General features: G+C 68.4%; 22 protein-coding genes and 1 tRNA gene. 11 read left to right on the top strand and 12 right to left on the bottom strand.

All coding sequences use genetic code 11. The features are described 5' to 3' along the window. The 3 genes from AB0B89_RS09795 to AB0B89_RS09785 all read left to right on the top strand — a co-directional run. Window positions 1-982, top strand: a 982-nt coding sequence (locus tag AB0B89_RS09795; protein WP_358550512.1) for a hypothetical protein, incomplete at its 5' end; no start/stop codon positions are given. A gap of 186 nt (window positions 983-1,168) precedes the next feature. Beyond that, a complete protein-coding gene (locus AB0B89_RS09790; RefSeq protein ID WP_358550510.1) occupies window positions 1,169-2,047 on the top strand; it encodes a hypothetical protein in 879 nt (292 codons plus the stop codon). 126 nt (window positions 2,048-2,173) lie between these two features. Beyond that, window positions 2,174-2,238: transfer RNA gene (locus tag AB0B89_RS09785), tRNA-Phe, on the top strand. A 219-nt stretch (window positions 2,239-2,457) separates the two neighbouring features. Here AB0B89_RS09785 and AB0B89_RS09780 read toward each other — a convergent pair. The 3 genes from AB0B89_RS09780 to AB0B89_RS09770 all read right to left on the bottom strand — a co-directional run bounded on the left by AB0B89_RS09780 (window position 2,458) and on the right by AB0B89_RS09770 (window position 4,094). After that, complete coding sequence (locus AB0B89_RS09780) at window positions 2,458-3,303, bottom strand: alpha/beta hydrolase (RefSeq protein WP_358550508.1); 846 nt, start codon at window positions 3,301-3,303, stop codon at window positions 2,458-2,460. Beyond that, window positions 3,300-3,737: a MarR family transcriptional regulator gene (locus tag AB0B89_RS09775; RefSeq protein ID WP_358550506.1), complete on the bottom strand. Its 438-nt coding sequence runs from the start codon at window positions 3,735-3,737 to the stop codon at window positions 3,300-3,302. The genes AB0B89_RS09780 and AB0B89_RS09775 overlap by 4 nt, the downstream gene beginning before the upstream one ends. A 231-nt stretch (window positions 3,738-3,968) precedes the next feature. Continuing rightward, the gene (locus AB0B89_RS09770; RefSeq protein ID WP_358550504.1) at window positions 3,969-4,094 is read right to left on the bottom strand and encodes a hypothetical protein; all 126 of its coding nucleotides are present in this window, start codon (window positions 4,092-4,094) and stop codon (window positions 3,969-3,971) included. On the opposite strand from AB0B89_RS09770, the gene AB0B89_RS09765 reads away from it, so the two are divergent. Continuing rightward, window positions 4,093-5,604, top strand: a complete 1,512-nt coding sequence (locus AB0B89_RS09765) for an MDR family MFS transporter (protein WP_358550502.1) — start codon at window positions 4,093-4,095, stop codon at window positions 5,602-5,604. The genes AB0B89_RS09770 and AB0B89_RS09765 overlap by 2 nt on opposite strands. Here AB0B89_RS09765 and AB0B89_RS09760 read toward each other — a convergent pair. Next, window positions 5,601-6,125 (bottom strand): hemerythrin domain-containing protein, encoded by a 525-nt coding sequence (locus AB0B89_RS09760; RefSeq protein WP_358550500.1) that lies wholly within the window; start codon window positions 6,123-6,125, stop codon window positions 5,601-5,603. The genes AB0B89_RS09765 and AB0B89_RS09760 overlap by 4 nt on opposite strands. 236 nt (window positions 6,126-6,361) lie before the next feature. Here AB0B89_RS09760 and AB0B89_RS09755 point away from each other — a divergent pair, with 236 nt between their 5' ends. Further along, on the top strand, window positions 6,362-7,363 hold the full coding sequence (locus AB0B89_RS09755) for a hypothetical protein (RefSeq protein ID WP_358550498.1): 1,002 nt from the start codon (window positions 6,362-6,364) through the stop codon (window positions 7,361-7,363). A 265-nt stretch (window positions 7,364-7,628) separates the two neighbouring features. On the opposite strand, the gene AB0B89_RS09750 is transcribed toward AB0B89_RS09755, so the two are convergent. From AB0B89_RS09750 to AB0B89_RS09740, 3 genes are all read right to left on the bottom strand, one after another. After that, entirely contained in the window at window positions 7,629-9,497 is a 1,869-nt protein-coding gene (locus AB0B89_RS09750) for a sigma-70 family RNA polymerase sigma factor (RefSeq protein ID WP_358550496.1), read from the bottom strand. Window positions 9,498-9,715: 218 nt separating this feature from the next. Next, window positions 9,716-10,219, bottom strand: coding sequence for a hypothetical protein (locus tag AB0B89_RS09745; protein WP_358550494.1), 504 nt, complete (start codon window positions 10,217-10,219; stop codon window positions 9,716-9,718). 83 nt (window positions 10,220-10,302) lie between these two features. Continuing rightward, entirely contained in the window at window positions 10,303-10,773 is a 471-nt protein-coding gene (locus tag AB0B89_RS09740) for a MarR family transcriptional regulator (RefSeq protein ID WP_358550492.1), read from the bottom strand. Between the two features lie 274 nt (window positions 10,774-11,047). On the opposite strand from AB0B89_RS09740, the gene AB0B89_RS09735 reads away from it, so the two are divergent. Then, entirely contained in the window at window positions 11,048-13,111 is a 2,064-nt protein-coding gene (locus AB0B89_RS09735) for an MMPL family transporter (protein WP_358550490.1), read from the top strand. Here AB0B89_RS09735 and AB0B89_RS09730 read toward each other — a convergent pair. Continuing rightward, window positions 13,032-14,021 carry a glutathione S-transferase family protein gene (locus AB0B89_RS09730; RefSeq protein ID WP_358550488.1) on the bottom strand — a complete coding sequence of 330 codons (990 nt, stop codon included), beginning with the start codon at window positions 14,019-14,021 and terminating at the stop codon, window positions 13,032-13,034. The genes AB0B89_RS09735 and AB0B89_RS09730 overlap by 80 nt on opposite strands. Before the next feature lie 782 nt (window positions 14,022-14,803). Between AB0B89_RS09730 and AB0B89_RS09725 the strand changes: the two genes are divergently transcribed. The 4 genes from AB0B89_RS09725 to AB0B89_RS09710 are packed head-to-tail and all read left to right on the top strand — an operon-like array spanning window position 14,804 to window position 17,232. Further along, entirely contained in the window at window positions 14,804-15,463 is a 660-nt protein-coding gene (locus AB0B89_RS09725) for a GAF and ANTAR domain-containing protein (protein ID WP_358550486.1), read from the top strand. A gap of 20 nt (window positions 15,464-15,483) precedes the next feature. Further along, a complete protein-coding gene (locus tag AB0B89_RS09720) occupies window positions 15,484-15,882 on the top strand; it encodes an STAS domain-containing protein (protein WP_358550484.1) in 399 nt (132 codons plus the stop codon). A gap of 21 nt (window positions 15,883-15,903) precedes the next feature. Beyond that, window positions 15,904-16,977, top strand: coding sequence for a quinone-dependent dihydroorotate dehydrogenase (locus AB0B89_RS09715; protein WP_358550482.1), 1,074 nt, complete (start codon window positions 15,904-15,906; stop codon window positions 16,975-16,977). A gap of 51 nt (window positions 16,978-17,028) precedes the next feature. Next, entirely contained in the window at window positions 17,029-17,232 is a 204-nt protein-coding gene (locus AB0B89_RS09710) for a heavy-metal-associated domain-containing protein (protein WP_358550480.1), read from the top strand. Here AB0B89_RS09710 and AB0B89_RS09705 read toward each other — a convergent pair. The 4 genes from AB0B89_RS09705 to AB0B89_RS09690 all read right to left on the bottom strand — a co-directional run bounded on the left by AB0B89_RS09705 (window position 17,229) and on the right by AB0B89_RS09690 (window position 21,466). Further along, complete coding sequence (locus tag AB0B89_RS09705; RefSeq protein ID WP_358550478.1) at window positions 17,229-18,950, bottom strand: beta-N-acetylhexosaminidase; 1,722 nt, start codon at window positions 18,948-18,950, stop codon at window positions 17,229-17,231. The two genes, AB0B89_RS09710 and AB0B89_RS09705, sit on opposite strands and share 4 nt — an antisense overlap. A 54-nt stretch (window positions 18,951-19,004) precedes the next feature. Continuing rightward, the gene (locus tag AB0B89_RS09700; protein WP_358550476.1) at window positions 19,005-19,850 is read right to left on the bottom strand and encodes an N-acetylmuramoyl-L-alanine amidase; all 846 of its coding nucleotides are present in this window, start codon (window positions 19,848-19,850) and stop codon (window positions 19,005-19,007) included. Between the two features lie 92 nt (window positions 19,851-19,942). Beyond that, window positions 19,943-20,191, bottom strand: a complete 249-nt coding sequence (locus AB0B89_RS09695; RefSeq protein WP_358550474.1) for a hypothetical protein — start codon at window positions 20,189-20,191, stop codon at window positions 19,943-19,945. A 171-nt stretch (window positions 20,192-20,362) separates the two neighbouring features. Next, window positions 20,363-21,466 (bottom strand): LacI family DNA-binding transcriptional regulator, encoded by a 1,104-nt coding sequence (locus tag AB0B89_RS09690; protein ID WP_358550472.1) that lies wholly within the window; start codon window positions 21,464-21,466, stop codon window positions 20,363-20,365. 245 nt (window positions 21,467-21,711) lie between these two features. On the opposite strand from AB0B89_RS09690, the gene AB0B89_RS09685 reads away from it, so the two are divergent. After that, window positions 21,712-22,305 (top strand): TetR/AcrR family transcriptional regulator, encoded by a 594-nt coding sequence (locus AB0B89_RS09685; RefSeq protein ID WP_358550470.1) that lies wholly within the window; start codon window positions 21,712-21,714, stop codon window positions 22,303-22,305. Window positions 22,306-22,484 lie beyond the last annotated feature (179 nt).

Genomic DNA, 22,484 nt, shown 5'->3' with positions numbered 1-22,484 from the left:
TAGCAACCTGAAGGATCACGTGATGGCCGTCTTCATTTCACGACGCCACGCTGACTACCAGCGGAAACTCGTACACCACCCCCGTGGACGCAACCATAGGCTACGAGTCGTGATCCCTTTCACTCCTGGATACGCAGACGACTTCCGATCGGACCGAAAACGCCTGCAGGATGCGTCGAGCTACGTAGGCGACTTCGAAGGGGCCGCTGGCAGAGTAGTGGCCCGGCTCACGGGTGAGTATGTGGCGCTTCAAGATGATGGCAGCGCCGATCGGATGCCGGACCTGAAGATCGTGTACCGCGGCGGTCGAACTGCGTACGGTGAGGTCACCCTCGACATCGACGAGTCTTACGCAGCCCTGGGGAGCGAGGTGCTCAAGCGCCAATATCAGGTGGCCGCGCCGTCGCTGAAGAGGATCTGGTGGGTAACTCTGTCGCCTAAGGTTCGGGTCAACAGGCTGGAGCGGTCACTGCCGCTGACCCTTCAGAAGCTCGAAGCAACCGGAGACACATTCGAGACCGTCCTCTTCGAGCAGAGCCTCAGGGAACACCGTAACCCTCTTGTTCGCGTGCTCGCCGAGGTCGGCGTCATACGGCTTGCGTCCCGGCCGATTCGGCTCTCAGAGGCTGGACTCATTCATATTGGTGCCGGCGGAACCGGTGGACCAGTAGAGTTAGACTGGGCATTCTTTATTGAATATGTAGCGTCGTTTCTCAGTGATGAGAGTCGAGCAGATGTACGTCTGAAGCTTGCGGCGACTGAAGCTGACGAGCGGCACGCCTTTGTAGGCTTGACCTTCACCACGCCCTGGCCTGCCTATCATGCGCTCAATCACACCTACAGCGGCTTGCCGCCCGAGCCTCCCCGATTACCAGCCGAGATCACCCACCTGTGGGTCTGGGCCTATCCCCTGGGTCGGTGTATCGGGTGGTTCCCCGACCAGGGATGGTTTGACTCACGCGGACGCTGGGCGACGGACTGAGTTCAGGAGCGTGGGAGAAATCTTGCGCAGCGGTTGTGAATGCCTCCGCGTATCGGAAGTTGAAGCTATTTGCAAGCCTGGCTATGGGCTCTTCGAAGTTGTGGCCAAGCAGTGTGACATGGCTCTCGATGCCTAAGTTTGTGCATCACGACATATCCTGTTGACACGGGTGCGATAATATGGGTCGTGGAAGCGCATGGCGGGCATCCGCTTGACCCCCGAATTCTCTATGTCGATCTCACGGCCCACTACAGCAGTCTTGAGGACTGGGGCCTCCATCTCTTTAACACGATGGCTGCTCGGTTCAGGGCGGCACTGTTCGAACTGGAAAAAAACGATCCCCGCCCCCTGCGATCTAGTATAGCGATCCCCGAAGGGCCGCATTTCGTATATGAAACTAATTCTCGCTTGTTTCATACGCGCAGCGGTCGCGGCCCGTTGTTCGTAGCATGGGATACGAACATTCTGATAGATTACTTCAAATACGGGCGAGTGCTATGGGAGGGCGGAAGTCTTTCGGATCTCGTGGATGGCGACTATGCAGGCGAACTTGAAGGACTGCAAATGCTGACGGCTTTGTGGGTGCTGCGAGATATCAGATTCGTCGTCTTGCCGGCATCAATCAAGGATGCAAAAAAACGCCTATCCTCCGAACGTCAATCCGACAGAATCAGGGCATTCGAAGAGTTCGCCTCAGCGCTGAGTCTCGTAAGTGGCGAGCCGTCTGGGATTGACTCTCCTTCCAGAGAGGGACTACTTGTTCTTCCTGATTCATTGCTCGAAGATGCTGTAGCAAATCTGCCTCAAGGTTTCGATCGTACGCTAGTTAGGTCTGCGGCTCGCATGGGAATGCATGTCTTCATGACCATGGATAAGGGAATTCTAAAGCAGCGTGCAGCGCTAAAATCTTTTGGGCTTCTTCTAGCGTCACCGCTTGATCTTCTGGAAGAACTGATCGCTTGTGGGGCATTTCACTGTATGCTCGCACCCCGTTTTGCATACTGGCCAATGCCGGATCAAATGAGGGTCGGCCATCTGATCCGTGCTTTGCCGGCGTTCGACTAAATCAGGCAAGTTGGGGCTCCACCGTCGTAGCTGGACGACACGGTGACAGCAGTAGTGACAGCAACGTCCGCCACCAGGGGCGTCCGTCGGCAGCCCTACACCACCCTCTGACCTTGCTCTTTGGCGGGGGACCAGGGTGGTTGTTCCGCCTGAAAAGCGGAAGGTCGGCGGTTCGACCCCGCCCCTGACCACATTCTGACCAGCGATAACCCCGGACCGTCTTTTGGTTCGGGGTTTTTGTATCAACGGGTACATCAACCCTTCCGAGATGAACCCCTAGAAACATGACCGGTCTTGCGGGGCGGGCCACTGTTACGGCGGACAGGTTGGTTGTGGTGCGACGGACCAGGGGGTGTCGTCGGGGGGCAACGCCGACTCCGGAACAATCGCGAGACCGCTTGGCTGAACCATCACAGGAAGAACGCCAGAGCCCGCTCGGCCACTATCGGACCTGATTTCCGCTCCGATGGGCTCAAATGGTTGAGGCCGTCCATGGTTTCGAGCACGGCGTGAGGAAGGGTGTCGCGGTGCGCGGCGAACCCCTCCTGGTGCTCGCGTGACGAGCGGCCGCCCACCAGGAGCAGCACCGGGGCGGTGACGTCCGCGAACTCCGGGAGCCGGCCCTGTTGGGCCGCGAGCTGCTCGTGCTCGGCCAGACAGGCCCCCAGTAGGGGCCGCATTCTCTGCCAGGTCGGCCCGCGGAATCCCACACGAAAAGCCATGCGCAGATACCAGTGCGGCAGTTTGGCCATAAAGGCCGGCGCGCCGCCCGAACCCTGGACGAAGTGAATGAACGCGCCGTAGTGGTCACCTGCGGCCAGTCGCTCCCGGAACGGGGCCATCCAGCCGGTGGGCACAGGGGCGTAGGGCAATCCAGGCTCAAAGACCGCGATGCGATCGAACAGTGGAAACGAGCGTGCGGTCTCAAGGATGACGAGCCCGCCGTAGCTGTGACCGAACGCCAGTCGCGCCCCGGTCGCCGCTTGGACGGCCTGAAGGTCTTCCACTTCCTTCCGCAGCGAGTACTGGGTTCCCTGAGGTCCGCTGGCGCCGCGTCCTCGCCGGTCGACGATGTGCACCGTGAAGGAGCGGGCCAGCGTGGAGGCCAGCGGCAGATAGTCCTCCGAGGTTTTCAGCGTGCCACCGAGCACGATGAGACCCGGTCCGGCGCCCATCGTCTGATAACTGATCGTCGTGCCGTCGGCCGAGAAGACGGTGTGCTGGTGTGACGGCGGGGTCTGGATGTTCTGGCTCATTTGGCCGCCTCCTGCTCCAGTCGCTCGAACGTCGCCAGCAACCGCGCGGTTTGCCGGGCGTACTCGGCGTACGGCACGCCGCTGTGGGTGACGACCGTGGCCAGCCGTTCTTCGAGCCCCTGCTGGATGGAGGTCACCAGCCGCTTTCCCTCCTCGGTGAGGCTCAGTCGCCGGCGGTTCCCCCCGGCCGGGTCGGGCTGGGCGTCGAGAAGCCCGTCGGCGGCGAGGACGGCGGTCATGCGACTTACCGACGGCTCGGTCACGCCGAGGGATTCGGCAAGGGTCCGTTGCGTCGAGGCCCCCAGCTCTCCCACCAGGGTCAGCGCCACAAAACGGCTGTAGGAGATGTTGTGCTCTGCCCGCAGGATCCGGTCGGCCGCCCGGTCCAGACGGGCGGTGAGTACGTGCAGGTTGAGACTTAGATTGCGTTCCATGCGGGTAAGTTAACATGCTAACTTAGCGACGGCAAGTTAACTTCTCGGCTGGTTCACCCTCGGGTCCGGCCCAACTGGTGCGCACCGCTCCTCCCTGCTGGTTGTGTGCACCAGGCAGACGTCGCGCTCGTCGTAGCCGTACATGGCGACGACACGACCGCCGAAGTGACCTTGGAGCGGAAGTAATCCAGGTGGTATCGCTTCCTGGAACGGGATAGATCGATTCCTGGATCAGCCGGTGATCAGCTCTTCACGGATGGTGCTGTCGGCGAAAACCAGATGACGCGTTGCATTGCTTGCCGCAAGGCTGGCCGGGCCGATGAGTTTGTCGGTGGCGGCGGACAGAATTTGCCGCATGACCACGACCACGCGTAAGACCGAAGGCTGCGACGCCAGCCATGACCACGGTGTGCCCGACAACCCCGAACGAGGTTCCGTGTCCAGTCCACAGCTCGCCTCACCAGCCACATCCGCGGCCACCGTTTCAGGTCGCACCCCGGCCGTGATCCGACTGCTGGTGCTCGCCACATTCGTGGTCATCCTCAATGAGACGATCATGATCAATGCGATCCCGCAGTTGATGGGGGCGCTGCACATCACCGAGCAGACCGCGCAGTGGCTCTCGACCGCCTTCATGCTGACCATGGCCGCGGTCATCCCGATCACCGGGTGGTTCCTGCAGCGGGTGTCCACGCGCCACGCGTACGCCACCGCGATGGGTCTGTTCCTCCTCGGTACGGTGTTGGCCGCCGTCGCGCCGTCATTTGAGGTGCTGCTGGGCGCCCGGATCATCCAAGCGTCCGGGACAGCTGTGATGATGCCGTTGCTGATGACGACGCTGATGCAGGTGGTGCCCGAGAAAGACCGGGGCCGGGTGATGGGCACCGTCAGCCTGGCCATCTCGGTCGCGCCCGCGATGGGCCCAGCGATCTCGGGGGTGATCCTTCAGTTCGGGTCCTGGCGCCTGCTCTTCGCCGTGGTGCTCCCCATCGCCGTGGTGATCACTTGGGGTGGCCTGCGGCAGCTCAAGAACATTGGCGAGCGCCAGTTCAGCACCATCGACTGGTTCAGCGTGACAACCGCCGCGGCGGGCTTCGGCGGCCTGGTCTACGGGCTCAGCCGGTTCGGCAGCGGCAACGTCGGCAGTGCCGCTGGAATCGTGGCGGCCGGCCTGGTCACCATCGTCGTCTTCATCGTTCGCCAGCTGTCGTTGCAGAAGCGCGGCGTGCCGCTGATGGATCTGCGGACCCTTCGGCACCGCACCTACACGGTCGCGCTGATCCTGATGTCGGTAGCCTTCATGGCGATGCTCGGCTCAATGATCCTTCTGCCGCTCTATCTGCAGAACGTCCGCGAACTCAGCGCCCTGCAAACCGGATTGCTGGTGATGCCGGGCGGCCTCGCGATGGGTCTGCTCGGTCCGACCGTCGGCCGCCTTTTCGACAGGTTCGGCGGCCGGATTCTGGTTGTCCCCGGCGCGATCGGGATCACGCTCGCGCTCACCGGCTTCACCCAGGTCACGATGACCATGCCGTACTGGCAGCTCCTCGGTTTGCACGCGCTTCTGATGGTGAGTCTGGCCGCGACCTTCACCCCGGTGTTCACCCTCGGACTCGGAGCGGTTCCCTCCCACCTCTACTCCCACGGCAGCTCGATCCTGAGCACACTCCAGCAGGTCGCCGCAGCCGTCGGCACCGCGCTCGTGATCACCGTGATGAGTGCCCGAGCCGATGCCCTGAAGGCCGAGGGAGTCACCGAGGCGCTCGCCACCCTCGGTGGCATGCGGCTGGCCTTCATCATCGGCGCGGTGCTGTCCGTGGCTGTGGTCGTGACCGCCCTGCTCCTACCGGCCCGGGCGGAGAGCTAGACCCGGGACGTGCCTGGCTGCCGGGGGTCGGTGGTCAGGAGGAAGTCGGGTGTCGCGGCGTCCCAGCCTGGCGGGTTCAGCGAGTTGAGTGCCGCGACGATGCGTTTCTCCTCGTAGACGAAGTGCGATTCCAGCAGGGCGGTGAGGCCGTCCAGTTCGGCCCGCACCCGCCGCGCCTCGGACGGGCCCGGATCCGGCTGGATGCCGCCGAGCAGTTCCTCCAGCCGCAGCAGGATGTCGCTCACGAGGTGGTGGTCCCGTTTCAGCTCGTCGAGCACGGGGCGCAGCGCGGGGAATCGCTCCGCGAGAGCGGGGAAGACGCCGTCGTCCTCGCCGGTGTGATGCCGGCTGAGCGCCGAGCAGAATGTCAGGCAGTGTGCCCGGAGTTCGCGTGGCCGCTCGCCGTGGCCGTCGAGATGGGAATCGACGTCCTCACGGAGCCGGGCCAGCTCCTCGCGGAGCCAGAGGTGTACTTCGATCAGCTGATTGCCGAATGCCGCGAGGCGGCCAGAGTGTTCCATGGTCATCCCATGATTCGGCGCCTCCATGCCCTCGGCGGTCTGTATGCCGGGTACACCGCGACGCTGACGTGGGATTTCATCATCCTTTGAGCGCGTAGTCAAGCAGGGCATGTCATCGAGCAAAGGGTGATTTTTTCCAGTGCCTTTTCATTACGTCGGGTTCCGAGGTCGTGTGCCACCTGATTCGGGGGAACAGTAAGGCGTATGATCACGGCAGGCCGAGGAGGGGGACTCGCGTGGTCGTAACCCGTGGTGGCCCGCCCGGAGAACGACGGATCGGCACGATTGTGGATCCTGAAGTGCCATGGGATGTCGCCAACTTGTTGCGCGGTAACGAGCGGCTTCTTTCCCGCATCCGCGCCGGATGGATCCCCGAGCACCAGGTGGACTTCGGCGTCCCGCGATTTCCGCGTTCCATTCGCGTCATGAGCGCGTGCCTGGCCTCATTCGCCATCGTGCTCATGCTGTTCAGCCGCATGATCGGCACGGCGGTGTTCGGGCTTCTCGTGGGGCTCGTACTGGTGTCCTATCTGCTCATGGGTGGCGGTTCGAACGCGTACGAGGAAGACGAGACACCGGAGCGCATCGTGTACGGGCACGCCCGCCGGTACGCGGGCCGTTATCTCCTTCCCGAGGATTTCGACGCGGCGAGCAGGGAACTCCTCGCCCGTTCCAGGAGGGCGGTCGATTCGGTCCTGCGGTCCCGGGTGAATCGGGAGGGCCTGATGGACGGCATCGGCAACGCGGTGATCCTTCCCGCCCACGAGTGGGAGATCGCACGCTTGCTGGCCAAGCTTTCCGCGTTGCGTTCCGAACACGCCGAGATCGTCGGTGTGGACGTGTCCCACGAGGTGTCGGCGGTCGTGAGCCCGCTTGAACGGGCGCTCGCGGCGAGCGAGGCCGCGGTCACCGCCCGGGTCGAGGCACTGGAGCGATATTCCCGTCATATCGCGCGGGCCGAGCGCGCCTATCACGCGCGCACCCAGATCGAGGCGTTGCGCGAACGGCTTCCCCGTTATGAGGAACTGCTCGCGGAAGCCGGTTCCGACAGGCTGGCCGTGCCCGATATCGCGATACTCGCCGAGGACGCCGATCGCCTGGAACAGGCTTTGAACGACAGTGTGCGCTCCGCCCGCGAGGCGTTCCACTACCTCGATGGCCCCGCGCGTGAAGAGGGCCGTGAAGAGGGCCGTGAAGTCCGTGAAGTCCCTGAAGAGCGTGAAGAGGACAAGGCGTGAGAAGGCATTACGGCGATCGCTGAATCGCAGGAGCGTTGGACCGTTCCCCCGCCTACGTGCAGCCATTGGAGAGGTTCTTCCCGTCGCCGAATACCAGGAGGAGTTCAACAGGGTTTACGAAGGATCCCGCGACACCGTATGGAAGCTCGAACGTGCGCAGGAGTTACGAGCCCGACGACGAGAGCTGGCGGGCCGCCGCCTGTGATCGGCGAGCGCCGTCCCCCTACCTGAGCCGGGTCAAGCGACCTGAGACGGGTCGAAGTGGTCAGCGGGCCGACTGGAAGGCGCGGCCTGTCAGGGTCGGGACTCCGTTGCCGCGGAACAGCCCGCTGTTCGGCCCGGTGCCGGAGGAGGGCAGGCCGAACCACCCCCAGCGCCGCACGTACGGCAGTGAGGCAAGCATCTTGGCGGAGGCGGTGAGGAAGGCGGCCTGCCGCGCGTCCGAGGGGTAGCGGGTGCCGTTCGAGAAGTCGACCAGGGCGTACTCGGTCAGCCAGATCGGCTTGCGATAGCGCTGGTAGACCGCCCGCAGGTAGGTCCTGAGCTGGGTGACCGCCTGCGCGGTGCGGAAGTCGGCGCCGTACCAGTGCACCGCGACGAAGTCGACGCGGTAGCCGCGGGCTGCCGCTCCCGACATGAAGCGGTCGAGCCAGCCCCCGGGAGTGTCCCCGCCGAACGCCACGGAGGGGCTGCCGAGCACACGACCGGCGGCCATGAGCTTGGGCCACAGGGACAGCGCCTTCTCCACGGTCATGTTGGCCTGGGCGGACAGGTCCGGCTCGTTGAATCCGAGCAGGTACGGCCCGGCGCGCTTCGCCTGGGCGAGTTTCGCGGGCGTGACGCTGCCTGGCCCCCACACCATCGGGACGAACTCGACCGACTTGGACGTGCTGACGCCGTCATGGTGGGTGTCCCACGTGTAGTACCAGCTCGCGCCCGACTTGGCGAGCGCCGCGCTGAGCCCTGGCATCTTCCACACGCCCACCCCCTTCTTGGCCGAGACGGCCACGGAAACCGGCGCGCGAGACGCTTTGGGCCGGCTCGCAGCCGGGGAGGGCCGGGGTGTGAGGGTCGCAGTCGGCGTCGGCGCCATCTTGCTGGTCCTGGGCTTCACGACGGGTCCGGCCACCGGCGCGGGTGTGGTGACGAGGTGCCCGGCGACCACTGCGGCCGCGACGACGGCGGCCACCCCGGCCGCCGCCGGACCGTGGGGGACCGACGACAGCAGCTCGCGCGGCCCCCGTGAGCCCATGGCGTGGGATGCCCGGTGCGCGCCCCGCCCCGCGAAGAAGTGCGACGCGACGTGCCGGATCGCGTCCGTGGCCGGAGGTATGACCTGGATGTGGTCCAGCAGGAAACCGGCGGGGACGGGCAGCAGCGGAAGCCCGCTGAGCAGCCGGTCGATGGGCAGGAGCCCGGCGGCGCGGCGCCCGCAGATCGCGCAGCCGCGAACGTGCCGGGCGAGGCGCTTGCGCCACAGCGGGCTCGGCGCGCCGTCCCAGTTCGAAGTGAGCGTGCGCAGCTCGGAGCACCCGGAGCCGGCCCGTAACGCCCGCACGACCGTACGAGCCGTCTGGACCTGCTCCTTCATGCGCTGGACGCGTACGGCGGTGTGGCGGCCGGACAGGCCGAGCGCGCCGGCCAGGTCCGCGCGGCCGAGTTCGCCGGTCTCCTCCAGCCACCACAGGGCGAGAAGCGACCGGTCGTCGTCGTCCAGCCACCGGGTGGCCTCGGCGACCTCGCGGCGCTGGTCGGTGAGCCCGAGCCGGAGGACGGTCAGGGCGGCGAAGTCGGACTCGGGGTCGGGCACCTCGGTGGCGGTGTCCAGGTCGGCCCGGCGGTGCTGCGTGGTCCGGCGGTCCTGCTCGTGGTCGCGTACCTGGCGGATGGCGATCGCCACCAGCCACGACCGGTACGCCTTGGGGTCACGCAGGTCGGGCAGGGCGCGGACCACCCGGAGCAGGGTCTCCTGGACCACGTCGTCGACGTCGTCGTGCCCGTTCAGGGCCCGGCCGACGATGTTGTAGACGAGCGGGAGCGAATCGGCCACCAGATCGTCCAGCGCCTGCTGGTCTCCGTCACGGGCGGCCGACACCATGGCCGTGTCGGGTCCGCCCCTACCGGTTCCGGGCATCGCGCTCCGCTCCCTGTCAGTCGTCCCCGCGTCGCCCGCGGGCGCTGGGCCGGGCAACGCTCACCATAAATGGACAAACCTCTCCACAAGAGGAGATCCGGCGAGTCCCTCCCTGAGAGGAGACCCGCCGAGCCCACAGGGGACAACGAAAATTCGGGTCTTTTGTCCCTGAAGACGCTGGTCCCGGCCCGGGGCGGGCCGGGACCTGGTCACGGGGGTTACTTGGACAGGTAGATGACCTTCCAGGTGCCCGCGTAGAGGCAGTTCAGCGACGGCTTGGAGGACTTGGCCTCGGAGCAGATCTTCAGCTCGACCTCGTACACGTCCGGGTACTTGAACGAGAAGGACTTCGGCGAGCCGTACGTGCAGTCGCGGACGGTGTGGTGCTTGAAGGGCAGGTTGCCGGTGTCGTCCAGGTAGGTGATGCGGAAGACCGCGAGGCCGCAGGACGAGCCACGCGTGAGGTCGGTGACCTTGCCGGAGATCTTCACTGTGTCGGCGGTGGGGATGACCTCGTGGTCCTCACCCGTGGCCGACAGGGAGCCGGCGGCCTTGGCCCGGCGGCCGGGGGCGTAGTACGTGCCCCACCCGGAGAAGGAGGAGGACGAGGCGGTGGTGACCGCGTCCGATGCGCCGGTGGACGCCTGTGCGGCGGCGGGGGCGATCGCGACGAGGGCGGCGGCGGCCACGGCCAGGCCGGTGAGGGTGCGGGTGATCGTCATCGGAGCGGTCCTCTCTGTTCGTGATGACCGCAGTATGTGATCGGCCGCTTGCAATCGCCTTGCCCGGTCGCTGCAAACGGGTATCAAGCACCGTCGATCGGACGGCTATCGCCGTCGTGGCCTGCCGCCGACTCGTGGCGCGCGCTGATCGTCGCGTCGATGCTCCCCGTGAGGAAGCGCTCGATCACCTGCCGCTCCTGGTCGGTGAACTCGCTGAAGGCGGCCGACAGGTGGCGGGCGAGGGGGGAGAAGAACTGGCCGCCCAGGGTGACGGCCTGCTCGTGCAGGGCCAGCTCGACCTTGCGGCGATCGGTCGCGCTCCTGCGCCGTTCGACGTGCCCCGCCTGCTCCAGCCTGTTGAGAAGGGCCGTGGTGGCCGGGGGGCTGAGGTTGAGGGCGGCGCCGAGGGTTCCGGGGCTGAGCGGCCGGCCCTCGCGGGCCGCGTCCATGATCACGACGACGGCGTTGACGTCGGTGCGGTGCAGGCGGTGGTCCGCGGCGAACCGCTCGGCGAACCGGTCGAGCTCGACGTTGAGACGCCGCATCAGCGTCATCAGCTCGAATGGGCTGCCGGCGTCTCTGCCTGGCGTGTCTGCTCTGCCTGGCGTGTCTGCCGACACGGCCGTCCTCCTTCGTGTCGCCGACTTCGTGTCGCCGACTTCGGTCGTCGGCTTCGGTCGCCGGCTTCGTGTTGCCGCCGGCGCCTGGGTGCGCTTAATCTTCCGCCATAGAAATATTCCATGGATGAAAGAAACTGCTATGGCGCGAGCAGAGCATATTAGGTGGGCCGGGCTTTGGGGGGCACGCGGCAAGTGGGTCACGGTCGCCGTGGCACTGATCCTTTCCTGCCTCGCGCTCGCGTTCGGCGGGGCCTCGAAGATCGGCAGCGATCCGGCCGCCTCCCTTCCCAAGGGCGCGGAGTCGGCGGAGGTCGTGCGGCTCCAGCAGCGGATGCCGAGCGGCCAGCTCCTTCCCGCCCTGGTCGTGTACAGCCGTGACGGATCGCTGACCGCCCAGGACAAGGCCGCGATCGAGTCCGGCGCCGGGCGGATGGCCGCCCTGGCCGTGGGGGGCCGGGTCCCGCCTCCGGTCTTCTCGCCCAAGGGCGACGTGGCGCTGGTCTCCGTACCGCTCGCGGGGTCGCTCTCCAACGCGGAGCTGGCCGAGGCGGTCGGCGAGATCAGGGCCGAGAGCCGGCGGGGGCTGCCCCCGGGGGCGCGTGTCGAGGTGACCGGCGGCGCGGGCTTCAAGGTCGACCTCGCCTCGGTCTTCGAGGGCGCCGACATCACCCTGCTCGCCGTCACCGCCGGAGTGGTCGCGCTCCTCCTGCTGCTGACGTACCGCAGCCCCTGGCTGTGGCTGGTGCCCCTGAGCGTCATCGGGGTCGCCGACCAGGTCGCGTCCAAGGTCGTCGCCTTCCTGACCCGCACGACCGGCCTGACCGTGGACGACTCCACCCTGGGGATCACCTCCGTGCTGGTCTTCGGCGCGGGGACGAACTACGCCCTGCTGCTCATCGCCCGCTACCGCGAGCAGCTTCGCCTCCACGACGACCGCCACGTGGCGATGAGCGGGGCGGTCCGCTCGGCCGCGCCGGCCATCCTCGCGAGCTCCGCCACCGTGACCCTCGCGCTCGGGACGCTGGTCTTCGCGCTCTCGCCGTTCAACCGGAGCATCGGCATGGCAGGCGCCATCGGCATCGTCACCGCCGTGGCGTACGCGCTGCTGGTCCTTCCCGCCGCGATGGTGCTCTTCGGCAGGGGCCTGTTCTGGCCCTTCGCCCCCAAGGTCGGCCAGGCCGACCCGACGCGCACGGGGCCGTGGTCGCGGGTGGGGCGCGCGGTGTCGCGCAGGCCCGTCGTCATGACCGTGGTCAGCCTGGGAGTCCTGGCCGCGCTGGCATCAGGGATCATCGGCGTGCGGAGCGGCCTGTCGCAGACCGAGCAGTTCCGCGACCGGGTGGAGGCCATCGCCGGCCAGGAGACGCTGAGCCGGGCCTTCCCTGCCGGAAGCGCCCAGCCCGTGGTGGTCGTCTCCCGCACCTCGGCGGCCGAGGCGGTACGGGCGGCGGCCTCCGCCATCCCGGGGAACCCGCGCGTCACCATCGGGGAGAAGACCCCCGAGTACACCCGTGCCGACGTGGTGCTGAACGCCGAGCCGGGCAGCGAGGCGAGCTTCGCCGCGATCGGGAAGCTGCGTGAGGCCGTACACGCCGTACCCGGCGCCTCGGCGGTCGTGGGCGGGCCCGAGGCCGCCGACCTCGACGAGCGGGACGCGGCCGTCCGCGACCAGAAGCTGATCATCCCTCTGGTGCTGGCCGTCGTGCTCCTCGTGCTGCTGCTCCTGCTGCGGTCGGTCGTGGCGGCCGTCACGCTGGTGCTCACCGTGGTCGCCAGCTTCGCCGCGAGCTTCGGCGCGGGGTGGTTCGCCTTCACCCACGTCTTCGGCTTTCCCGCACTGGACCTCAGCGTTCCCCTGCTGAGTTTCCTGTTCCTGGTGGCTCTGGGGGTCGACTACAACATCTTCCTGACCACGCGTGCCAGGGAGGAGACGCCCGAGGCCGGCACCCGCGAGGGCATCGTCGCGGCGCTGGCGGTCACCGGCGGCGTCATCACCAGCGCGGGCATCCTGCTCGCGGCGGTGTTCGCCGTGCTCGGGGTGCTCCCGCTCATCACGCTCACCCAGATCGGGGTCATCGTCGGCTTCGGGGTGCTGCTCGACACCCTCCTCGTGCGGAGCGTGCTCGTCCCCGCCCTGGTCACGCTGCTCGGCGACCGCTTCTGGTGGCCCGGCTCCCCGCAGGACCCCGGCCTCAGGACGACAGCCGCTCCCGGCCGTGAGGGGCGTTCCAGTCGAGCAGGGGACCGGCCGGCACGATCCGGGCCGGGTTGATCCGCGGGTGCGTCCCGTAATAGTGCCGCTTGATGTGGTCGAAGTCCGTGGTCCCGCCGAAAGCGGGACGCTGGTACAGATCCCTGGCGTACGCCCACAGGTTGGGGTAGTCCACCAGGCGGCGCAGGTTGGCCTTGAAGTGGGTGGCGTAGACCGCGTCGAAGCGGGCGAGCGTCACCCACAGCCGTACGTCGGCCTCGGTGAGCCGGTCGCCGAAGAGGTAGCGGCCCGCGCCGAGGCGCTGTTCGAGGTCGTCCAGTGTCGCGAAGAGCGCCGTGACGGCCTCGTCGTAGGCCTCCTGGCTCGCCGCGAAGCCGCAGCGGTAGACCCCGTTGTTGACGGTGGCGTAGACCCGGTCGTTCAGCGTGTCGATCTCCGGCCTGAGGTCGGCGGGGTAGAGGTCGACGCCGGTGCCGGCCCACCGCTCGAACTGCGTTCCCAGGTCGATCGTGATGTCGGGGAAGTTGTTGCTGACGATGCGGCCCGTCTCGCGGTCCCAGAGCACCGGCACGGACACGTGGCCGTCGTATCCGGGGTCGCTCGCCTCGTACGCCTCGCGCAGCAGCGTGAAGCCGTTGACGGGATCGGCGGTGTGCCCGGGGCCCTCGCGGAACGCCCAGCCCCGGCCGTCGCGGATCGGGTCCACGACCGACAGCGAGACCACGTCCTCCAGCTTCTTCAGTGCCCTCACGATGATCGACCGATGAGCCCAGGGGCAGGCCGACGACACGTACAGGTGGTAGCGGCCGGGTTCGGCCGGGTAGCCGCTGGAGCCGTCGGCGGTCACCCGGTCCCTGAAGCTGTACGGCGGCCGGGTGAAGGCGCCCTTCGCCCCGGTGGAGGACTTCAGCCCGTAGTCACCATGAGCGGAGAAGTCCACCGGGCTCGCGACAGCGGAGATGTTGGTCACCGATGTGGTTCCTTCCTGTGCAGGGGGAAGTATTCCTCATTAGAGCTCTTACCTGCGGTTTCCTGTGCCGCGGTACGGCCGTGAGGGCCGCGGGCCCCACGCGGGCGCCACGACCACCGGGCAGCGCATAGGCTGACAGGGACCCGTAGTAGAAATGTCACATAATCATCGAACATGTGATCTAATCGTGCTTGCGGCGCCGCACACGCGTGCGAAGCCGCGCGCATCTAATTGCATCCAGTAGTCGCGGAGCGAACCTGATCGCTCATCTGCGGCCACGCGCCTCGCCGTGCCACATCGCCCGGACGGGGTCGCGGAAGCCGTACGAGCGAGGCCGACGCCGTTCGACACCCTGATTTTCGACCAGGTGAGTCAACCACTTGGCCAGAGTCATCGTGCCGCACTACGCTTTGTCGCAGATCATTCCGCCCTGTGTCCGCGGAGCTTCCTCAAATGGAGGTGGCACCGCCATTGGCACGGGCGTTGACCATGTCAAGCGCGCTGTGGCTCCGCAGATCGCCGGCCGCGCTCGTCGATTCACTCCGTCCGACGGACGGTGTCATCGGCGTTCCTGCTTTCGCCCCCCGGATCCCCAGGCGATCCGGGTTGTTCGGGTTGTCACTCCCCGGCGCTCGCGAAAGCGGGACTGTTGTGCCCGATTTCGGGCAGATGCAATGCGAAAAGGCATGCCTCTCCATTGAGCCGGCGCAGGGATGAGGTTCTCAAGAGGATGGGAAATGACACGTATTGATCCGGAGTCCTTGGTCGCAAGCCTCAGAGGCGTGCAGAAGACCTCGGAGGCCACTGGGGTCGTGCACCACCTGGAACGCATCGTGCGCGTTGTGGACCGGCTGTTCGGCTATGCGGGCGCGGGTCTGATGTTCGCCGACGAGGGCAAGGCGCTGCGCTACCTGGTGACGACCGACGAGGCCGGACGCAGCCTGGAGCACGCGCAGGCGGCGATCGGCCGGGGGCCGTGCGTGTCGGCGTTCTTCAACAACGCCGCGGTGACCACGCGTGACGTCCAGTCCGACGAGCGATGGCCCGACCTGGCCGAGCTGCTGCATCCGAGCGTGCGGGCGGTGGCAGGGGTCCCCGTACGCCTGGGAGACGGGCCGGTGGGCACCCTGAACGTCTACCAGGCCGAACCCCACGACTGGGAGGAGTCCGACACCCAGGCCCTCCTCGCCTACGCGCACGTCATCGAGGAGGTGCTCGCGGCGGCGGTGAAGGCGGAGGAGAAGAGCGCGCTGGCCGACCAGCTCCAGTACGCCCTCGACTACCGCATCGTGATCGAGCGCGCGATCGGATACCTGATGGGCAAGCACGATCTGACCGCCGCCCAGGCCTTCACCGGCCTGCGCAAGCGGGCGCGTGACAGCCGGCGCCGGGTCGCCGACCTGGCCGCGGAGATCCTGGGCGAACAGGCGCCCCCAGCCTGAAGGGCCGGCCGATCGTGATAGTGATCACACCGCATGACCCTCCGCCGCGCACGGCGCTGGTGATGGCTCTGCACGGCGACCTCGACCTTGAGGGCGCCGCGGAGTTGCGCCTCCGCCTTCCGGTACTGCTCGTCCGCCACCAGCCGCTTCACGTGAACCTCGACCTGGCCCAGGTGATGTTCCTCGACTGCGCGGGGGTCCGCGTGCTGAATTGGCTGGACCGGTACATGCGGGAGCACGGTGGCACGCTCACGATCGTCCGGCCCTCGCGGCGGGTCCTTCGCCTGCTCAGGCTCCTGCGCTTCGACCACCGGCTGTGGATCAGCCAGGAGGACCGGCATGAAATCGTTCCACCGGAGAGCTGGCGGACCATCAGCCTCACCACGCCGCGCATGGACCACGACCCGAGCCTCAACTGATCCCGGCTACCCTGATCGGTGATGTATCGACTGCTCTTCGCGCAGGTGCTCCGGCGGTTCGACGCCGAGACGGTGCACCACCTGACCATTCGCGCGCTCCGGGTCCTCTCGCTCGCCCCCGTCGTGAAGCGCCGGCTCTACAACAGGCTGGCGCCACGCGACGAGGCGCTCCGCGTCCAGGCATTCGGGGTCCATTTCCCGAGCCCCTTCGGGCTCGCGGCGGGCTTCGACAAGGACGCGAGCTGCGTGGAGGCCCTGGCGGCCCTCGGCTTCGGGCATGTGGAGGTGGGCACGATCACCGCCCACGCCCAGCCCGGCAACCCCCGCCCGAGGCTGTTCCGGCTGGCCTCCGACCACGCGATCGTCAACCGCATGGGCTTCAACAACCGCGGCGCCCAGCAGGCCGCGCGGCGCCTGCGAAGGCCGCGTAGCCTGCCCGTGGTGGTCGGGGTGAACATCGGCAAGACCAAGGTCATCCCCGAGGAGCTGGCCGTGCGCGACTACGTCGCAAGCGCCAGGAAGCTCGCTCCGCTCGCCGACTACCTCGTCGTGAACGTCAGCTCCCCGAACACCCCCGGCCTGCGGAACCTCCAGGCCGTCGAGCTGCTGCGGCCGCTGCTGAAGGAAGTGCGGCAGGCCGCCGGCCGTACGCCGCTGCTCGTCAAGATCGCCCCTGACCTGGCGGACGAGGACATCGACGCCGTCGCCGACCTCTCGGTCGAGCTGGGTCTCGCGGGCGTCATCGCCACCAACACCACCATCGGCAGGGAAGGACTGTCCCCGGCCGAGGCGGCCGGGGCCGCCGAGACCGGAGGGCTGTCCGGACGTCCGCTCAAGGCGCGCTCGCTGGAGGTGCTGAGAAGGCTGCGCGCGCGGGTGGGCGACCGCGTCGTCCTGGTCTCGGTCGGAGGCGTCGAGGACGTCGACGACGTGTGGGAGCGCCTGCTGGCCGGGGCCACCCTGGTCCAGGGCTACACGGCGATGATCTACGAGGGCCCGCTCTGGGCCTGGCGGATCAACCGGGGCCTTTCGCGCAGGCTGCGCCGCCACGGTTATTCGTCGGTCCGCGAGGTGGTGGGCCGGGTGGGCGGCTAGCGCCGCCGTGCCATACCCTGGCTGGGTACATCTGCGAGGAGGGGCGTACCCATGACCACCAGCACATATACCGTCACCGGCATGACCTGCGGCCACTGCGTCAGCTCCGTCAAGGAGGAGGTCGGCGAGGTGCCGGGTGTCACCGGTGTCGAGGTCGACCTCGGGAGCGGGCGCGTCGAGGTGACCGGAGGCGGCCCCCTCGACGACGCGGCCATCCGCGCGGCGATCGTGGAAGCCGGCTACCAGGTCTCCTAGCCCAGGCTCGGGCGGGTGGAGTCGGCCGCGTGGGTGAGCTCCTCCAGACGGCGCATCACCTCGGCCACCGGCACCGCCCCCGGCCGGTGCCGCCGGGCGCCCGTCCCGCCGCGCTGCCACGGACGCGGCCCCGCCGGCGGCCGGTACTCCACTCCGTAGGCGTCCAGCCGGGCGAGATGCGCGGGCAGCGCGCCGGCGAACCCCTCGGAGCCACCCGACCACGTGAGCTGGGCCAGGGCGCACCCGCGCGGCCAGGCCCGGTAGTCGAGGGTCCGCCCGTCGGGGATGCGCTCGGTCCAGAGCTGGAACTGCGCGCCCAGCACCCGGCCCGCCTCCTCGGGGGTCCAGGACGCCGGCACGGGCTCGAAGGCCGCCACGTCCTCGACGGTGATCGTGTCGCCGATGGCCACGGGCTCCTCGGGCGACGCGGCCTCGGCGTAGTCGAAGTACAGGGGGAACACCGAGGTCGCCACGATGTCGTGCCCGGCGGCGGCGGCCCGCCGCCCGACCTCCACGCCCCGCCACGGCATGACGATCGTGTCCTCGCGGAGCATCCCGCTCACGAACGCCTCGTCCCACACCACGGCCCGGGAGCCGAGGCCCGCCAGCACGTCGGCGAGCCCGCGCAGGAACCACGCGTGCAGGTCGCCGGGGGTCGCGAGCCCGAGTGACTCCCGGTGGGCCTCGATCCCGGCCGATGCCGCCCAGGCGTCGAGCACGCACTCGTCGCCGCCGATGTGGAAGTACGGCACCGGGCCGAGCGCCTCGATGATCTCGGCGAAGACCGTCGCCAGGAAGTCGGTCGTGCCGGGGAGCGGGGACAGGATCGCCGGGGAGATCCCCCAGCGGTCCAGCACGTCGTGACGCCTCGCCGGGTCGGCGCCGAGGTGCGGGTACGCCGCGAGGATCGCGGACGCGTGGCCAGGGACGTCGATCTCCGGCACGATCGTCACGGCCCGCGCGCGGGCGTAGGCGGCCATCTCCGACAGGTCCGCCAGGGTGTAGAAACCGCCGTGCGGGGTGTCGTCGTGCTCGGTCTCGCCGTGGAAGTGCTTGGTGGTGGTCCGCGCCCGGTGCGATCCGATCTCGTGGAGCAGCGGATAGGCCCGGCTCTCCACCCGCCAGCCCTGGTCGTCCACCAGGTGGAGGTGGAGGCGGTTCAGCTTGTGGACCGCCAGCAGGTCGATCAGGCGGAGCACTTCACGCTTCGGCATGAAATGTCGGGAAACGTCGAGGTGGGCGCCTCGCCACGAGAAGCGCGGCGCGTCCTCGACCCGCCCGCACGGGACCGTCCAGCGGGCGCCGGGCAGGGGCGCCGACCGGAAGGCGTCGGCCGGCAGAAGCTGGCGGAGCGTCTGGCCCGCGTACAGCGCGCCCGCCGCGCCCCCGGCGGTGATCCGTACGGCCTCAGGGGCCACGCTCACGGCGTAGGACTCCGGGCCGAGACTCGGATCAGGCTCGACGCTGATCGTCGCCTGGCGACCCGTCTGAGCCCCGCCGGGGGCCGTGCCGCCCCCCGCGAGGCCCGCGGCACCCCGTGTCAGGCCCGTGTCGCCCGGCCCGGGGCCCGTCTCGTCGCGGCCGAGGTCCAGTACGGCCAGCGCCAGCCGTACGGCGTCGACCAGATCGGCCGGACCGGACACCGCGTCGCGAGGGGTGAACTCGTACGAGCCTGGCGCGAGGTCGAGGACCTTCGGACGCGGGATCAGGTCAGCCATGCCCCAGATCATGCCAAAGAGCGGGTGCCGTCACCCGTCGTGGGGTGAGGACGGTCAGCCGAGGTACTTCTGCAGGCCTTCGGCCAGGGACACCGCGATGCGCTGACGGAACGCCGGGTCCTTGAGCTTGGCGGCGTCGGTCGGGTTGCGCATGTTGCCGGTCTCGATGAAGACCTTCGGCACCGTGGAGAGGTTCAGCCCGCCGAGGTCGCTCCGGAAATCGAGCGCGTCCTTGCCGAGATACGTGGAGTACGGCATGCCCGTGCCCGACTTGTAAGCCTCGCGCAGCGCGAGGCCGAGCTTCTTGGAACTCCCCACCACGGGGTCGACCGGGCCGTTGATCTTCTTCGGCATGATGATGTGGAAGCCCCGGCCCGAGGCGGGGGCGCCGTCGGCGTGGATCGAGACGGCGGCGTTCGCGTGGGCCCTGTTGCCGATGCCCGCGCGCTGGGTGATGCACGGGCCGACGCCCGAGTTGCTGTCGCGGGTGAGCTTGACGGTGGCGCCCTTGGCCCTCAGCAGCTTGACCATGCGGTTGGCGACGTCCCACGTGAAGGCGGCCTCGGAGTAGCCGTCGTTTGTGGAGGTGCCGGTGGTGTCGCAGGGCTTCCACTGGGTGAGGACGTTGACCTTCTTGTTGACGACGTCGGGGTGCCGGTAGTTCCCGCCGTTGTGCCCGGGGTCGATCACGATGACCTTGCCGGACAGCGGCTTGGCGGGGGACGGTGTGCCGGCCGTCGCGACGCGTGCCGAGGAGGACGCGGGCCGCGCCGCCACGCTTCGCGTCTCGGCCCTCTGGGGCGCGGTGTCGGCGGCGCTGCTGCTCGCCGCTCCGCCGCAGGCCGAGGCGCCCAGCCCACACAGGGCCAGGAACGTTACGGCCAGTGCTCGACTGGTCACGATGATCCCCTTCGAAGACGACCTGTCCGCAGTCCAACCTACGCGTACCCGCGTGGTGGACCGGCCGTTATGCGAAACGGGGACGAGCGGGGCTACCAGGCGGGCTCGCCGAGGTTCTGCTTCTGGAGCAGCGCGGCGAGCTCCCTGGCGTCCTCGGCGTCCAGGCCGAGGACGACGCGCGGGCGGCCCCACGGATGGTCGATGGAGTGGGCGACGTAGCTGGCCACCGACTCGGTCGAGCCCTCGTCGTCCTTGCCCCGGGTGGCCCGCCAGTGCGCCCACGCACGCTCTAGCTCGGCCGCCGCGCGCTGGGCGCACGAGACCAGTTCCGGATCACGCATGTCTACCCCCCGGTCAGACGCCGGCCGCCTGGCCCGGCGGGCACTGCCTGCCCACCCGCTGCCCCCACGACAAGCGAGCGTTCCAGTCCTTTCGGACCGGTCCGGCACGCCGGGGGGCCGGCGCCTGCTCTGAGTCAACACGGGGTGGGCGCCGATCCCGTGGATGTTGACCTACCCTTGGGCATCACTTGGAGCCGGGCCGGTGCTGTGCCGTACCACCAGGCGGGGCGTGACCTGGCGCAGGCGTGCCAGCTTGCCCGGGTCGGTGATGCGGTCGCTCAGCAGGGCGGCTGCCGACCTGCCCATCGCCCGGCGCGGCTGGTCCAGGGTGGTCAGCGAGATGTGGTGCACGGCGGCCAGGTGCGTGTTGTCGTACCCCACGACCGACAGGTCCTCGGGGACGCGCAGCCCGAGCTCGCTCGCCGCGACCAGCACTCCGAGGGCGACGACGTCGTTGGCGGCGAAGATCGCGGTGGGGCGCGGGTCGCGCTCCAGCAGGGCCCTTGCCGCCCGCCGCCCGCCCTCCTCGGTGAAGTCGCCGTGCTCGACCATGATGTGCGGGGCGAGCGCGTGCCTGCGCATCGCGACGAGGTAGCCCTCGCAGCGGAAGCGCGCCGACGACGACGGCGTGCCCTCGATGTGCGCGATGCGGCGGTGGCCGAGCTCCACCAGGTGGTCGACCGCGAGGCGGGCGCCGAGCTGGTCGTCGTCCACGACGATGTCCACGCTGTCGAGCTCGACGTCCCGCTCGCCCACGACGACCGTGGGCGTGTACGCCGCGGCCTCGGCCAGGGTCTCGCTGGACGGGGCGACCCCGAGCAGCACGAGGCCGTCCACCCGGAGCTCCAGGAAGGCCTCGACGGCCTCCTCCTCGAAGGCGGGGTCCCAGCGGCCGCTTCCGATCAGCAGCCGGAGGCCGTCACCGTGGAGGCTCTCCTGCAACCCGTCGAGGAATTCGGCGTAGAACGGGTTGTGGAGGTCGGCCACGAGGGCGCCGACCAGGTGGGTGCGCCCTTCGACGAGGCTGCGCGCCACCGCGTTCGGCCGGTAGCCGAGCTCCCTGGCCGCCTGGAGCACCGCCTCACGGCGGTGTTCGCTGACGTGCGGGGACCCCCTCAGCACCAGGGAGACCAGCGACTTGGAGACGCCCGCGCGTTCTGCGACGTTCCGGATCGTCGGGCGGGGGCGGGGCCCGTGGGCGTCGCCCAGCCCGGCCTCGGCCGCGCCGAGATCGGAAGGGTACCGAGCGGTCGTCTGCATGGACGGTCCTGACATGGTTCTCCCCACGCTGAGTGGATGTGCACCTGTCAGACCAAACGATCGAGTCGCGTTGAGGGTACGGGTGACTTGTGCGCCTCGGCAGATGGTCATCGGGGCTGCGCTTATTGGGCACCGCCTCCGATAGTGTGCGCATTGTGGGTGCGACATCAAGGGCCCCAGGTGAGCGAGAGAGCTCCGGCACCGGGGACGTGCGTCCGGTACGACGAAGGCTGAGCGTTGACCGCCGCCGGGAAGAGCTGATGGCGGCGGCACTGGAGCTTTTCAGCAAGCACGATGCCGAAGATGTGTCCATAGACGACGTGGCTACGGCCGCGGGGGCCTCGCGGGCGCTGGTCTATCACTATTTCGGCGGAAAGCAGGAGCTGTACGTCGCCGCGTTGCGCAGCGCGGCCCAGGAGCTGGAAGAGATGCTCCGCCCCGTGAACGGCGCCACCGCGATCGAGGGGCTGGCCGCGGGGCTCACACGCTACTTCGATTTCGTGGAGGACCACGCGGCCGGTTTCGCGGCGCTTCTCCGTGGAGGGCCCGCGAACCGCGCGGGCGACGTGGGGGAGATCGTCGAGGGCGTGCGCAGGCGCCTCTTCAAGATGATCATGAATCAGATGCAGGTGAGCGAGCCGACCCCGGTGTTGCGCACGACGCTCAGGTCCTGGATCGCCTCTGTGGAGACGGCGGGGCTCGACTGGCTGGAGAACCGCGACATCGATCGTCAGGCTCTCGAACGCCTGCTCGTCGACCAGATGGTGGCTCTTCTCGGGGTCGCCGCCCGGCACGACGGCCCGGCCGGCGGGTCGCTCCCGGAGCTCGGGCGCGAGCCCGGCGAGCGGGGTTAGGTCCTTCTCACAACGATGACCGGTGGATAGGGCTTCCGTGCGGTGGAGGCCCTAGATCCGTTACCCACCGGGACGCACCCGCACGGGCCTGGTGAGGTGGCGCCGGGCGGGCGGCGCCTCCCACACCTGGCCCATGGCCTCGGTCACGGTCACTCGGGCGCGCAGTGGGGGCTGTATGG

Origin of the sequence: Sphaerisporangium sp. NPDC049002 (assembly GCF_040649355.1) — a bacterium.
Lineage (GTDB): Bacteria > Actinomycetota > Actinomycetes > Streptosporangiales > Streptosporangiaceae > Sphaerisporangium.
Note: the sequence above shows the minus strand (reverse complement) of the source record. Positions and strands in the feature narration are given on the sequence as shown.